We start from the raw sequence: 13,524 nt of genomic DNA on the forward strand, positions 1-13,524 counted from the left end.
AAGCTTCTCCAATCCGCGAGGTACGTAAACCTCAATATCCCGGTGATGCTTGCGTCTTGGATCATCGGGCTCTTGCTGCTCAAATTGCTGATCTCGAACCTTGGCGCTGTACTAGGAATCGTGATTGGCGGCCTTGAAGGCATCGGGTCGTTCCTTTTCGGTCAGTCCTTGGGAGCGTTCTTCGGAGGGCTCTTCCAGATCGCAGTTGTCTGCGCGATAATGTGGCTTGGTTTTCGTCGCATCCTCGGGCAGAACTCGTTACCGGTCAAGGCATTCGAGAACGTGCTGAAGAGCTGTGCGAGGCAGATCCCTCACCTGCTTCGCTGGTCTGTGAAGGTGTTCATGAGGGCAGTCTCGGGTGCTCCGAAGCAGTCTGGACCCTCATCCGATGCGCGGCGAGATTGACCTTCGCCTTTTTGAATGCATAAGCCGCAGTGGCAATCCAGCAAGCTCGCCTACACAGTCGAAGAGGCCGGCGACTTGCTTTCCCTCTCCAGAGCGCAAGTCTATCGACTCATAGAATTCGGTGACTTGGATTCGATCAAGATCGGCAAGTGCCGGCGTGTCACGTACGCACAATTGGAGGCGTATGTGTCCCGAGTTGAGCAGAATCACGGCTTTGTTCGCCTGGCATAGGCAAGCCGGCCACCCGCTCAATTCCGTCTCTCAGGATCTGCTGAGACGATGTGAGTGGGCGGGTGTAGTTGATCTGGGTAACCCCCTCGCCTGCATGGCCAACGTGCTCTTTCAGGGTCGTGGCGGAGACCTCGGGCATGAGCTTCTCGATCCAGTTGATATGGGTCAGCCGGCAGTCGTGAGGAGTCATCTCGGCGGGCAGTCCGGTGTCTTTCAGAATCGTTCGCCATGTCGCGTAGACCAGCCCCTGCATTCGCGGCTTGTTTTCCCAGGCCGCGGACCAGACCACTTGATCCGGCTTCATCCCCGTTGTTACGTCCTTGAGGAGCCGCTTCAGCGTCGGGCACATCACGGCCAGACGTTTCTTTCGCCCCTTGGGCAGCCCGACGGTTTGGGCGCCGTTCTTTCCCCGTTGAATCGCCTTGTCGATAAAAATCAGGTCCTGATCAAAGAGCAGTTGGTCACACGTCAAGGCCATTTGCTCGCCAAGCCTGAGACCGGTCAAGAGGAAGACTCCCAGCATGGCTCGCCGCTCGGGGTCCAGTTCTTCGCTTGCGAGAGCGTTCTTCGCTTGTTCGGGAGTCAGAGCCACTGCTTCCCGAATGGGCGGAGCCTTGACCGTCAGCTTGAAAGGGTTGGCGAGACTGACGCGGCCGTAGGGTGATACCGCTTGGTTGAACACCCGAACCAAATCGCGCTTGATCTCAAGCACCGTGGCTGCACCGACCCCGTTGTCCCGAAGCTGGCGGAAGAACTGGAACACGCACATGGGATCAATCTTGGAAAGTGATACTTGGCCCCACGTTGATCGGACGTGCAGGTTGAACCGCGAAACTCGACCTGCGATGGTCCGCTCAGCCAGAGACGCGGGCCAATCGTTCTCGGCAAGCCAATCAAACCAGCCCCCCAAGGTCAGCTCCCGATCGCGCTTGCGTGCTTCGATGGTGGCTCCCTTTCGGAGGCCCTGTAGAAATGTCTTGCCTTCGGTTTTGTTCGGGAAGAGCCGGGAGACGCGTTTGCGCCTCTCCAGATCGTCTATCAGGGTGAATTGAACGCGCCACTTGCCCTTGTGCCGTCCCGTCAGGATTTCCCTGCAGGAGCCCTCCCGATTGTCAGCCCGCGTTCCCATAATTGAGAGACTACCATAATTGAGAGACCAATTGAGAGACAGCTTTGATTCGCTTGGAGCTTCGTCAAGCCTATTTCTCTCAATTTAGGTTCAAAATAGAGGAAAAAAGGTGGTGGGCGATGACGGGCTCGAACCGCCGACATCCTCGGTGTAAACGAGGCGCTCTACCGCTGAGCTAATCGCCCGGAAGCAACGATTGAGTATACGACGAATAGGGCTCAATGGGCGTATGGGCCGTATCCAGCATGTCGGTGGAGAAGGAGCCAGGTGGCCGGCTCTTACCTCTTCAGATCAGAAAACAGCGCGTAGGTGGGCTGGAACGCCAGGTCTACGATGCCCGTCGGACCGTTCCGGTGCTTGGCCACAATCAGATTGGCGACCTCGACTCGATCGGGGCTCATGTCCCTGTCCGGGTGCTCTTCGAGCCACTTCGGGTCGCGCTCGTTGTAGTGCATTTCCCGATAGAGCAGGAGCACGATGTCAGCGTCGGCTTCGATGGACCCAGATTCGCGCAAATCACTGAGCTGCGGGATGCGCTTGTCGCGGTTTTCGACCGCGCGGCTGAGCTGCGAGAGCGCGATCACCGGGACGTCGAGCTCCTTGGCCAGAGTCTTGAGCGAGCGCGAGATTTCGCTGATCTCCTGCACACGGTTTTCCGTCCGTTTCACGCCATGCATGAGTTGGAGGTAGTCCACAACAACCATCGAAAGACCGTGCTCACGCTTCAGCCTCCGGCACTTGCCCATCATCTGGAGCGGTGAGCACTCAGAGGTTTCGTCCACATAGAGCGGCAGGCCATAAAGCGTTTCGCATGCGTCTGCCAGTTTCTTGAGCGTCCCGTGGTCCAGGTTGGGCTTCTTCATGGTGTGGGCGCTCACCTTGCTCAGCATGGAGACCAGCCTTCGTGCAAGCTGTTTGCCACCCATTTCGAGTGAAAAGAACGCGACGGGGCCGGTCGAAGAAGCCACCTTGAGCGCGGTGCGCAGGACCAGACCTGTCTTTCCCATAGAGGGCCTGGCCGCAATGATGACCAGGTCGCCCCCATAGAAGCCCGTCGTCAGATCGTCCAAGTCGACGAAGCCGCTGGGCACGCCAAGCGTTTCTTCGCCGGTATCCAGAATCGTGTCGATGTCCGTCATGACCTCAGTGGCCAATTGACGCATCGGCAGGAAGTCCTTGCCAAGGCGCTTTGCGCCCACTTGGAAGACCGCCTGTTCGGCCGCGCTGACCTTGTCGTCGACTTCGAGCTCCGGGTCGCGCACCATCTTGACGATTTGGTGTGCCGAATCTTCGAGCCGTCGCATCGTCGCGTTATCGACCACGATGCGCGCGTAGTAGCTGGCGTTCGCCGGGCTGGGCACGGCCTGCATCACGCGGATAAGATAGTCCTCTCCGCCGACCTCCTCCAGCCGCCCACGGCGCGAGAGTTCTTGCTTGAGGGTGACCAGGTCGATCGCCTTGTTCTCTCGTTGGAGCTGGAGCATGGCGCGGAACAGCTCGCGGTGCGCGGGTACGTACCAGTCGTCTTCACCCAAGGCCGCAAAGACCTGCTCTGCGGGCCGCTCTCCGTACATCATCGAGCCGAGGGCGCTCATCTCGGCGTCCATGCTGTGAAGGGGAATCAGGATCTCTCGCGCAACGGCCATATCAGTACTCTTGACACCCTATCTTCCCGGAAATGCGGGACCTTTCACAACGGATGGGAAAGCTGTTCACAGGCCCTCTAGGGCTTGTTTCAGGTTCCAATTTGCCGGACTATCCACATTGCCCACGGGGATAACGTGTGTGGAAAACCCGGCGCTGCCGATAAGCCCCGAAGAAGTAGGAGTATGTCTACTATACGCTACCAGACAGGGATTCGATTCTTCAGATATGCTTGAGCCTATGGCAGCGTCCGCAACCCAACCACACCGTACCGGTCTCGAAGGCGCCATGCCCAGGAAGATCAACGTCACCATGATCGGCGCGGGCAGCTTCTTTACCAACTCCATCTTGAAGGACGTCGTTCTCATCCCTAACTCTCTGGGCGGTGAACTACGGCTCATCGATATCGACGACGCCCGGCTTCAGCTAGCCGCCAAGCTCATGCAGAGGATCCTGGAGGAAGCCGGCGAAGCGGACAAATGGACGATTCGGGCCAGCATCGATCGCAAGGAGCTTCTTCCGGGCACGGACTACATCGTGAACTCGATCGAAGTGAGCGGCATCGAGTGCGTTCGCTTCGACAACGACATTCCGCTGGAATACGGTGTGAGCCAGTGCATCGGCGACACGATCGGCCCTGGTGGGCTGTTCAAGTCGCTTCGCACGATCCCGGTGTGGATCGACATCTTGCGCGACGCCGAGAGGCTCTGCCCAAACGCCCTGGTCTTGAACTACACAAACCCCATGGGCATGATGTGCCTTGCAGCACAGCGCGCATCCACGATGAAGGTGGTCGGGCTTTGCCATTCCGTGCAGGGAACGTCCAAACTCCTAGCGAAATATGCGGAGGTCGAATACGGCCAAATGAAGTGGACATGTGCGGGAATCAACCACCTGGCATGGTTCACCACGCTTCGGGGGCCGGATGGCACTGATTTGTATGGGACCCTAATGGAACAGGCCCGCAATCGGGAGTCGGAATTCGCCAAAGCCGAGCCCGTGCGGACCGACATGATGCTTCATTTCGGCGCGTTCATCACAGAGTCGAGTGGCCACCTAAGCGAGTATGTGCCCTATTATCGAACCAGCAAGAAGCTTCTCGACGCCTACACGATCAAGGGCTATGGGGGCCAAGAGAGCTTCTATGCCGACGAGTGGCCAGGCTGGCGCAAGGGGCAAGACGACATGCGAGCCAAGCTTATCGCTGGAGAAGAGCCGATCAAGCTGGATCGAAGCGAGGAGTACGGCGCTTGGATCATCGAGGCGATCGAGAAGAACCGCCCGATCGTGATCTATGGCAACGTCGCGCCGAACGAGGGGCTGATTCCGAACCTAATGTCGGACGGATGCGTCGAGGTCGCGTGCCTCATCAATCGAAACGGCGTCCAGCCCACGCGATATGGCAGGTTGCCTAGGCAAATGGCCGCCGTGTGCGAATCGAACATGAGAATCTTCGATCTGGGCGTCGAGGCGTGCCTCAATCGCTCCAAGGAGACGGCGGTTCATGCCCTCCTGCACGATCCGCTGACGTCTGCGGTCTGCTGCCCTGCTGAGATCAAAGAGATGACGATGCGGCTCTTTGAGGCCGAGGCTCAGTGGTTGGTGGAATACAGGTAGGGGCGGAGGGACAAAGGGATCTAGAGCAAAGGGATGATCCCTGTGGGGCAGATGATCAGTCTGCCAGTGTAGGCCCTAGACCCGAAATTGCCCGTAGGGGAGATTGGGCCGGGGCGCTTGCCTCAGTCCGCCGTGCTCTTGGACCGGATGACGGGCCGCTCGGAGGCTGCCGGCTGAGGAGCGACAAGGTCGAAGTTCGAACCCATATACAACACGTCACCTCGATCGTTCAGCGCATAGGATTGATACAGTCCGGAGGAAAGCGTTGAGCGGATCATGCCCGCGGGTACGCCCTGGTCATCTTTACCATCAGGACCTACGGAGTAAAGCAGGTACCCGTCGCCCTTTAGCGCATAGTGAAGCACACCCGTCCCAAAAGGATCTCCGGGCAGATAGAGAGACTGTTTCATGGCTTCCGCGTGTGAAGGGTAGTGCCCAAAGCGCCGCTTATACACCTCAAGCGAGAGCGCCCCGCACACGAAGGCCAAGTTCAGGTCCGAGTATTTCAGAGTCTGCCAGTACGCAATATGGGCATCAACCTTTGTGCCGTCGCGCAAGCTCAAATAGTAAAACACGGGACCCTCGGGCCACTTTGGAGGGTTGCTCGTATTGGCGAACTGCGTATCAAGAAGACGCTTCCACCCGTCGTGGTAGGCCGAGAGTTGCTTGGCCAGATGGTTCCGATGAGATAGCCAAATGCCAATCGCATCCTTGAGCGGCATTTCGAAGTTGGACACCATTTGCCTTCGCCAGTTGACAGGGGCGGTGAAGGCGCGGATGAACCGAAGCTGACGGTTCCTCTCGTCGCGAAAGGTCTGTGCTGCCATGGCTGCACGACTAGGAATGGCGCGCATGCGCCTTAAGGCATCAGCTAGGGCACTTAGCGAGGCCTTTGGGATCCACATGGGGAATTGTTGAATAGCGCTGTAGGCCGCTTGATTCGATCCGGCGGCGGGCGCGAACCCTCCGTCTTCCAGAAACTTGGCCTCCAACTGAAGCGCAGTGACACAGGCATCGAGACCGATGTCGGGATCGGGCCTAGAGGGATTAATCCGCGAGCCCAGTAGCATGGGGATGTTCTGCATCGTGAGTCCGGAATCGGCGACCTGATCGGGGCGGAGCTGGCTGATGTCGCCGAGAAAAGCGGCTGCATCTCGGCGCGCGATGCGTTCTTTCTCGGCTTCCGGCAACCTGAAGGGAAGTCTAAGGACCTCCTTTAGCTTGGCATAGAGCCGATCCTTCCTTTCTTGCTCGCGCTTCCGGTAGGGCGCCCATAGAGGCGCGGTCAGCTTTTCGTAGTCCGCGGCCTTCTGGCCCGGTTGGATGGGGGGCAGAATGGGCGGGTTCGGCACGGGTGTGGCTAGCTCGGCTTCGATGTCCTTTACGATGTAGTAGCCAGTTTCTTGCTCGGGTTCCGGGGGAATCAGGCCCTCTTCGATGGCGGGATCGTAGAGGACCCATCCTGCAGCGGCCAGCACAACCAGCGCGAAGACACCCCATGCGATCTTGGCCGCCCGTCGGCCACCCTTTGCTTGGTTCTGCTCAACCACCTGGCTTTCTTCAGCCACTTCTCAGCCATCCCCTTGAGCGAACGTTGAAGTCAGCGTAGCCCAAGCGTCCCGTCCGGGTGACTCGGGGCCGGCGACTGTAATCGCCGAGCGCAAATCCAACACTTCTCAACGATCTCCCTTAAGGGTTCATTCTATCAGGGAAGGTCACCCTTCAAGCAAGAATCTCCGTGCCGCCTCGCCTTGACCGGCTTCATCCAAGAGGAACGCATCGTGGCCGTATGGGAGGTCGATGTTGACCCAGTCGCTCTTGCACCTGGCAGCCAGGGCCAGCCGATGCAGCTCCTCGCTCTGCGAAGGAGGATAGAGCCTATCACTAGTAAAGCTAGTGAAGAGATACTCCGTTGTGGAGCCTTCCAGCGACTCATAGCTGAAGGTGTTCATGGCGCGCGTGAGGAGCACGAAGCTGTTGGCGTCGAACCGTTTTGTGAATTTGTCGCCCTGATAGTTGAGGTAGGACTCGACCTGAAATTGCTGGCGCTGAGTCTCTTCCGCGTTTTCGGATTGGGCCGAACAGTCGGACTTGTCGGACAGGTCTGACCCACCTGACCCGTCGGTCGCGTCCAACTGGATCTGAAATCTCCTCCCAAACTTGGCATCAAGGGCTGCCTCACTCAGAAACATGAGGTGGGCGATCATTCGGGAGACCGCAAGACCCTGCACGGGAGGATCGTCAAGCGGGTAATCGCCGCCAAGATACTTCGGGTCCCGAATGATTGCTTGGCGCTGCGCCTCGTTGAAACCGATCTGATTTGCGCTATGCGCCGCGCAGCACGCAGTGAGCCAAGCCCTCCGAATCTCGTTAGGATGCCGAACGGTCCAATCCAAGATCTGCATCCCACCCATGCTGCCGCCGGCCGCGCCGTAGAGCTTCTCGATGCCAAGAGCGTGCAGGGCCTTGCGCATTGCCTCGACCGTGTCGCGAATCGAAATCTGCGGGAATCGCGACCCCCAGGGCTTTCCGTCCTCGTAGATCGAGCTTGGCCCGGTCGTACCGCGGCACCCGCCAAGGGTGTTGGTGCAGATGACGAAGAAGCGATCGGTGTCGATGGCTTTGCCCGGCCCAACGATGCGGTCCCACCAACCCGCGGCATTGCTGTCGCCGGTCAGGGCATGGCAGACCAGCACCGCATTGTCCCTGGCTTCGTTCAAGGTTCCCCAGGTTTGGTACGCCACCGTCACCGGCCCCCGTCCACACCTGAATCTGCCGATATCTACAAACTGGCGCTCGTCGGCTTGCGGGGTGAGTCGCTCGTTCTCCTGAAAGAGGGCGGGGTCCATTTGGAGAGGGAAGGGTACCCGCGCGGTGGCGGTGCATGAGGGTGGGGGAGGGTGCACCAGGATGAAGGATTGTGATCCGTTTGAAGGCGTCTCGTGGGGCAGACTCTCAGTCTGCCTTCGTGCCTTCGAAGAGTGATGCAAAGCAAAAAAGCCATAGAGCCGAGTCGGTGCTCACTCGTCCGCATCCGGTAAAACGTCGCCATGCTGGTCACGGCTCTACTCGTTGCGCTTCACACGTCCCAAACGGCGGCTCCGCCAGAGATCCTGACCGAAGGTCTCGCCATTCGCGGCGTGGTGCGGTCTGGACGTATCCCGTTCCCGACAGACGCCATCCAGCTTCAGCTTGCCGAGGGCAAGTGGAGCACGCCCAAGGCCGGCGACGAAGTAGAACTCGCGAGCGGCAGCAAGCAATCCTGGACCTCGTTCAAGGCTGACGCAAACGGCGCCATCAACCAGGGACCGTTTCAGGGCGGCTATGCGCTTTTCAACGTGGTTCGCGCTCAGCCCGAGATCGTCATTCTCGAAGCCTCGGGACATGGCGTCGCCTTGATCAACGGGGTGCCCAGGGCCGGCGACCCCTACGGCAACGGCTATCTCAAGCTCCCGATCCAACTGGAAACCGGCGCCAACACCCTGCTCTTTGGCGCGGGGCGCGGCAATCTGAACGTGCGGCTTGTCAGGCCTTCGGTTCCCGCAAGCTTCAATATGGCGGACCTGACCGTGCCGGACCTCGTCGTTGGGCAAGGAGGCGAAATGCTGGCAGGCATCATTGTGATGAACGCGACCGCGTCCGAGATGTCCGGTCTTTCTGTGCAGACCCGGGTCGCCGGCGGCGCAAAGGTCACCACCGAAGTGCCCCCGATCCCACCGCTTGGGGTTTACAAGGTCCCGGTCAAGCTAAAAGTAGACGCGCCCACGGCGGAGGGCACCGCCGAAGCCACTTTTGCATTGGTGGGCCCCTCTGGGATGCTCGAGTTCCAGCGGGTGCCGCTTCGGGTTCGGAGCGTCAAGCAGACCCGCAAGGTCACCTTCCTTAGCGCGATCGACGGCAGCGTGCAGTATTACGGCTTGAACCCGGCGCAGACCCCTGGTATCGGAAAGTCTCTCATTCTTTCGCCGCATGGCGCGGGGGTCGAGGGTATCGGGCAGGCCGACGCCTATTCGGGCAAAGACTGGGCGCATTTGGCCGCTCCGACCAACCGACGCCCCTTCGGCTTTGATTGGGAGGATTGGGGCGAGGAGGACGCGATCGAGGTGCTCAAACACGCCCAGACCACACTTGCCACAGACCCGGCCAAGACCTACCTAACGGGCCACTCGATGGGTGGCCACGGTACCTGGCACCTGGGCGTCACCTACCCCAACCTCTTCGCCGCAATAGGCCCCAGCGCCGGTTGGGTGAGCTTCTTCAGCTATGCCGGATCGCCTCGAAGCGCCCCGACGAACCCGGTCGAAGAGATCTTCTACCGAGCGATGAACGGCAGCGATACGCTCGCCCAGAAGAAGAACTACTTGAACCAGGAGGTCTACATCCTCCACGGAGATGCCGACGACAACGTGCCGGTGCGGGAGGCCAGGACCATGAAGGAGCAACTCACCCAGATAGGCGCGAAATTCGGTTACCACGAGCAGCCGGGAGCGGGGCACTGGTGGGATGGCGACGCCGCGCCCGGGGCCGATTGTGTGGATTGGCCCCCGATGATGAAGCTCTTCCAGGATAGCGCCCTCAAGAAGCCCGCCGACGCCCTGTCCGTCAGCTTCTGCACGTTCGATCCGGCGCGATCGGGGCAATACCTCTGGGCTCGGATCGACTCCCAAAACATCCCTTACGGTCTGAGTTCCGTGGAACTGGCTCGCCAGCCGGGAAGAATCGTGGGGAAGACCGTGAATGTGAGGCGTTTGATCGTGGGCCCCGAGGCGATCGACCGCAGCGGGAGGGTGTTCATCGCCGAACTCGATGGGCAAAGCGTTTCCGCACCGCTGCCCACCGACCCCAAGGATGGCCTGGCTTACGAAATGGTGGACGACGCCTGGATTTGCGCGGGCCCCGCGGGTACGACCGACGCCCCAAAGCGGCGCCATCAGTTCAAATCGGCGTTCCGCAACGGCGCGTGGCTCGTGTACGGCACCTCCGGAACCCCCGAGGAGAACGCCTGGTCACTGGCCAAAGCGCGGTTTGACGCGGAGCAGTTCGGCTATCGTGGCAACGGTGCGTTCCGCGTGATGAGCGACGCCGCGTTTCTGGCGACGCTCGATGATCCCTCGCAGACGCGCGATCGCAACGTGGTGCTCTATGGCAACAGCGAGACAAACCGGACCTTCAGTCGACTCTTGAAGGAGGCGCCGGTTCAGGTGAGGTCCGGCAAGCTGACGGTGGGCGAGAAGGAGCAGAAGGGCGTGGGGTTGGGGTGTCTGTTCGTCTACCCTCGGCCCGACTCCAAGTTTGCGATGGTCGGCGTCGTGGCGGGGACGGGGCTGCAGGGCATGGCCGCAACAAACCGTCTGCCGTATTTCGTGTCGGGCGTTCAGTATCCGGACTGGTGTGTGTTCGACACGAAAGTGTACGCCTCGGGGTTATCGGGTGTGATCGGCGCGGGCTATTTCGACGACGACTGGGTGGTCCGCCTGCGCCAGTCCGCATGGAGAGACAGGCCCTAAAGCAGTGTGGAAGGGTGGAGGGATGGAAGGGTGAAGGGATCCGTGGGGCAGACTCTCAGTCTGCCAAACGCGTCCCGACCCGAACCAATCGGCTACTGCAATTTCGCCGTTTCTCTTGTCAAATGAAAAACTATAGTGCTATGATCCTCTTGGAACTCACTTTGCGTGTTCACGGAGGAATCATGACCGGCTTGAATTGCAATCCGACCCTGCTCTACGGCGGCCTGCCGATTTGCGCTCGCCAGATCGATGTCGTCCGAGAAGTGCGCGCCAGATACGGCGCCGACGAGAGCTTCGCGGAGGACCTTTTCGACCTGCTGGACCGTCGGTGGACCATCCATGTGATCCGCGTCCTCGCACAGGGCAAGAGGCGCTTCAGCGAAATCGCCTCGGCGAAGAGCATCAACTCGAACACGCTGGCCTGCCGGCTGAAGGAGCTTTCGCACGCGGGGCTTGTGGTCCGCGAGGTCCATTCCTACATTCCTCCGCACGTCGAGTACCGCCTGACCGTCAAGGGCAAGGAACTGGTCGAGGCGCTGGAAAAGGTCGGCGAGCTGGCGGAGAGGTGGGGGACGCTTCCCGAGATGCGCCGCGGCTTTGCGCTTGTGGCTGAAACGCGCCGGCCGATGCGTTCGGAGGCAAAGAAAGGGCCAAAGGGTGGGTATTGAGTGAAGCGTCGTTGAGCCCAAAGGCGGCGGCGAGTCAAAGAGGAACAACGGGCCGGAAGGTGAAAGCGAAGGGCGTCGCCCTGGAATTGGGGATTACCCGCACGCCCGACAAGCCCTGAAGGGGCGCAAGAGCCGCGTCGGCCCTTCAGGCATAGTGATGGGATGGTGGCGCCCAGATTCCAGGCCTTCGGCCGGCGCCGTGGTTTTTTCGGCAGGTTTGGCCTTCCGGTCCTTCGACCATGCCCGAGCGATGCGCGATGCTCGCTTTAGCCGGATCACGCCCACCTATGGTTCGAGAGACCAATGTGACCGGACGCAGGCTAAAGCCTGCGGCTACAGAACCTAACTAACACGATCGCAGGCTAAAGTCTGCGGCTACTGACCAACGGGCACCCAACCCTCACCCCGGACCCCATCCCCCAATCCCCAACCCCCCTCAAAAGGTATCCTTTTGAACTCAAATGAGCTTCCAACAGCGAACCCATGACTGTGGCGCACTGCGCCCCCAGCACGAAGGCCAGGCCGTCGTCATCAACGGCTGGGCCCATCGGGTCCGCGACCTTGGAGGGCTCTTCTTCGTCGACGTTCGCGACCGGACCGGTATTGTCCAGGCGTTCTTCGACCCCGCGAAGTTCTCGAACCTCGCCGAAATCCGCTCCGAAACCTGCCTCTCCATCCAGGGCGCCCTGCGCCATCGCAGCCCCGAAACCGTGAACCCCAAGATGGCCACCGGCGAGGTGGAGCTGGTCGTCGAATCCTATCAGGTTCTTGGCCCCGCGAAACCGATCCCGTTCCCGGTCAGCGACGAGGAACAGATGGTGAGCGTCAACGAGGAATTGCGGATCAAGCACCGGTACCTCGACCTGCGCCGTCCCTCGATGTACCGCAAGCTCGCGGTCCGGGCTGGGGTGGTCACGGGCATCCGCAAATACCTCGACGAGCGGGGCTTCGTCGAGACCGAGACCCCCATCATCACCCGCTCGACGCCCGAGGGCGCACGCGACTATCTGGTGCCCTATCGCCTCGACCCCGGCAAGTTTTACGCCCTGCCGCAGAGTCCGCAGCAGTACAAGCAGCTCCTGATGGTTGCAGGGCTTGAGCGCTACTACCAGATCTGCAAGTGCTTCCGCGACGAATCGCAGCGCGCTGACCGCCAGCCCGAATTCACGCAGCTCGATCTCGAGATGTCGTTCGTGACGCAAGAGGATGTGCTCCAGGTGGCCGAAGGGCTGCTGCGCGAAGTCTGCAACGATGTGATCGCCAAGTTCGGGCTTGAAAAGGACCCTGTTGAGCCGTTCGCGAGGCTGACCTACGCCGAGTCGATGGAGCGGTTCGGCTGCGACAAGCCCGACCTTCGGTTCGGTTTGGAGCTGTTTGATATCACCGACGCGGTCAAGGGCAGTGAGTTTGGCGTGTTTAAGTCTGTCGCTGCTTCAGGCGGCAAGATTCGGGGCGTTCGCTATCCCGGCGGGGCCTCGCTCTCGCGCAAGGATGTGGGCGATCTCGAAACGATGGCCAAGGAATGGGGCGCCAAGGGCCTCGCCACGCTTTGGGTCGCGGATGGCGAGGGCGCGCTCTCGGCGCCGTGCGGGCTAAAGGTTCGAGGCTCGATCGCCAAGTTCTTCAAGCCGGAGGAGCTCGACGCGATTCTCAAGGTCGGTCATGCCGAGGATGGAGACCTGCTTTGCTTTGCCGCCGACACCTTTGAAGCGGGGAACAACGTGCTCTTTCGGCTTCGCAACGAGATTGGGTCCCGGTGCGGCCTGCGCGACAAGCGCAAGCTGGTGTTCTGCTGGGTCCTCGACTTCCCGCTTTTTGAGCGAGACGAGGAGACCGGCCGATGGTCGCCGAGCCACCACCCGTTCACGAGCCCGAAGTTCGAGCACTTGGATCGGTTGGAGAGCGACCCGGGGAGCGTGTTGGCCGACTGCTACGATGTGGTGTGCAACGGCACGGAGATGGCCAGCGGCTCGATCCGAATCCATCGACCCGACATCCAGTCGCGTGTGTTCTCGCTGCTGAACATCGATGAGCCGACCCAGAAGGATCGGTTCGGGCACATGCTCGAAGCGTTCCAGTTCGGAGCGCCCCCGCATGGAGGGATTGCCCCTGGCATCGACCGCATCGTGATGCACCTGCTCGATGAGGAGAACATCCGCGAGGTAATGGCGTTCCCGAAGATCGGCCCCGGGCTCGACCCCATGATGGGCGCCCCATCCGAAGTCGACGAGGCCCAGTGGGTGGAAATGGGCCTGCAGCTTAGGCCCAGGAAGTAGCGGCCTCTCCACGCTGCTCGGAGTGATTCCAGACTCCTGAGTCGCCA

10 protein-coding genes and 1 tRNA gene are annotated in these 13,524 nt (G+C 60.4%); 6 read left to right on the top strand and 5 right to left on the bottom strand.

Annotated features, from left to right (window positions below; all coding sequences use genetic code 11):
- Positions 1 to 45: 45 nt before the first annotated feature.
- Positions 46 to 405: a hypothetical protein gene (locus HZC36_05740; protein ID MBI5706475.1), complete on the top strand. Its 360-nt coding sequence runs from the start codon at positions 46 to 48 to the stop codon at positions 403 to 405.
- Between the two features lie 15 nt (positions 406 to 420).
- Positions 421 to 636: a helix-turn-helix domain-containing protein gene (locus tag HZC36_05745; GenBank protein MBI5706476.1), complete on the top strand. Its 216-nt coding sequence runs from the start codon at positions 421 to 423 to the stop codon at positions 634 to 636.
- On the opposite strand, the gene HZC36_05750 is transcribed toward HZC36_05745, so the two are convergent.
- From HZC36_05750 to dnaB, 3 genes are all read right to left on the bottom strand, one after another.
- On the bottom strand, positions 566 to 1,765 hold the full coding sequence (locus tag HZC36_05750) for a tyrosine-type recombinase/integrase (GenBank protein ID MBI5706477.1): 1,200 nt from the start codon (positions 1,763 to 1,765) through the stop codon (positions 566 to 568). The two genes, HZC36_05745 and HZC36_05750, sit on opposite strands and share 71 nt — an antisense overlap.
- Before the next feature lie 110 nt (positions 1,766 to 1,875).
- A tRNA-Val gene (locus HZC36_05755) sits at positions 1,876 to 1,950 on the bottom strand.
- Between the two features lie 93 nt (positions 1,951 to 2,043).
- On the bottom strand, positions 2,044 to 3,411 hold the full coding sequence (dnaB, locus tag HZC36_05760; protein MBI5706478.1) for a replicative DNA helicase: 1,368 nt from the start codon (positions 3,409 to 3,411) through the stop codon (positions 2,044 to 2,046).
- 286 nt (positions 3,412 to 3,697) lie between these two features.
- Between dnaB and HZC36_05765 the strand changes: the two genes are divergently transcribed.
- Positions 3,698 to 5,026: an alpha-glucosidase/alpha-galactosidase gene (locus HZC36_05765; protein ID MBI5706479.1), complete on the top strand. Its 1,329-nt coding sequence runs from the start codon at positions 3,698 to 3,700 to the stop codon at positions 5,024 to 5,026.
- Positions 5,027 to 5,148: 122 nt separating this feature from the next.
- On the opposite strand, the gene HZC36_05770 is transcribed toward HZC36_05765, so the two are convergent.
- Together HZC36_05770 and HZC36_05775 are read right to left on the bottom strand one after the other, a co-directional pair.
- Positions 5,149 to 6,594 (bottom strand): hypothetical protein, encoded by a 1,446-nt coding sequence (locus HZC36_05770; protein MBI5706480.1) that lies wholly within the window; start codon positions 6,592 to 6,594, stop codon positions 5,149 to 5,151.
- Between the two features lie 147 nt (positions 6,595 to 6,741).
- Positions 6,742 to 7,875 (bottom strand): homoserine O-acetyltransferase, encoded by a 1,134-nt coding sequence (locus tag HZC36_05775; GenBank protein ID MBI5706481.1) that lies wholly within the window; start codon positions 7,873 to 7,875, stop codon positions 6,742 to 6,744.
- A 201-nt stretch (positions 7,876 to 8,076) separates the two neighbouring features.
- Between HZC36_05775 and HZC36_05780 the strand changes: the two genes are divergently transcribed.
- The 3 genes from HZC36_05780 (at position 8,077) to aspS (ending at position 13,477) form a co-directional block, all read left to right on the top strand.
- Positions 8,077 to 10,533, top strand: coding sequence for a prolyl oligopeptidase family serine peptidase (locus HZC36_05780; GenBank protein ID MBI5706482.1), 2,457 nt, complete (start codon positions 8,077 to 8,079; stop codon positions 10,531 to 10,533).
- Positions 10,534 to 10,715: 182 nt separating this feature from the next.
- Positions 10,716 to 11,201: a helix-turn-helix transcriptional regulator gene (locus HZC36_05785; protein ID MBI5706483.1), complete on the top strand. Its 486-nt coding sequence runs from the start codon at positions 10,716 to 10,718 to the stop codon at positions 11,199 to 11,201.
- 461 nt (positions 11,202 to 11,662) lie between these two features.
- The gene (gene aspS / locus HZC36_05790) at positions 11,663 to 13,477 is read left to right on the top strand and encodes an aspartate--tRNA ligase (GenBank protein ID MBI5706484.1); all 1,815 of its coding nucleotides are present in this window, start codon (positions 11,663 to 11,665) and stop codon (positions 13,475 to 13,477) included.
- Positions 13,478 to 13,524: the final 47 nt, after the last annotated feature.

Source organism: Armatimonadota bacterium, assembly GCA_016223145.1.
Classification (GTDB): domain Bacteria; phylum Armatimonadota; class Fimbriimonadia; order Fimbriimonadales; family Fimbriimonadaceae; genus Nitrosymbiomonas.

Coding starts and splice junctions, on each gene's coding strand:
- HZC36_05740 (MBI5706475.1), top strand. CDS start 46: ATGCTTGCGTCTTGGATCATCGGGCTCTTGCTGCTCAAATTGCTGATC.
- HZC36_05745 (MBI5706476.1), top strand. CDS start 421: ATGCATAAGCCGCAGTGGCAATCCAGCAAGCTCGCCTACACAGTCGAA.
- HZC36_05750 (MBI5706477.1), bottom strand. CDS start 1,765: ATGGGAACGCGGGCTGACAATCGGGAGGGCTCCTGCAGGGAAATCCTG.
- dnaB (MBI5706478.1), bottom strand. CDS start 3,411: ATGGCCGTTGCGCGAGAGATCCTGATTCCCCTTCACAGCATGGACGCC.
- HZC36_05765 (MBI5706479.1), top strand. CDS start 3,698: ATGCCCAGGAAGATCAACGTCACCATGATCGGCGCGGGCAGCTTCTTT.
- HZC36_05775 (MBI5706481.1), bottom strand. CDS start 7,875: ATGGACCCCGCCCTCTTTCAGGAGAACGAGCGACTCACCCCGCAAGCC.
- HZC36_05780 (MBI5706482.1), top strand. CDS start 8,077: ATGCTGGTCACGGCTCTACTCGTTGCGCTTCACACGTCCCAAACGGCG.
- HZC36_05785 (MBI5706483.1), top strand. CDS start 10,716: ATGACCGGCTTGAATTGCAATCCGACCCTGCTCTACGGCGGCCTGCCG.
- aspS (MBI5706484.1), top strand. CDS start 11,663: ATGAGCTTCCAACAGCGAACCCATGACTGTGGCGCACTGCGCCCCCAG.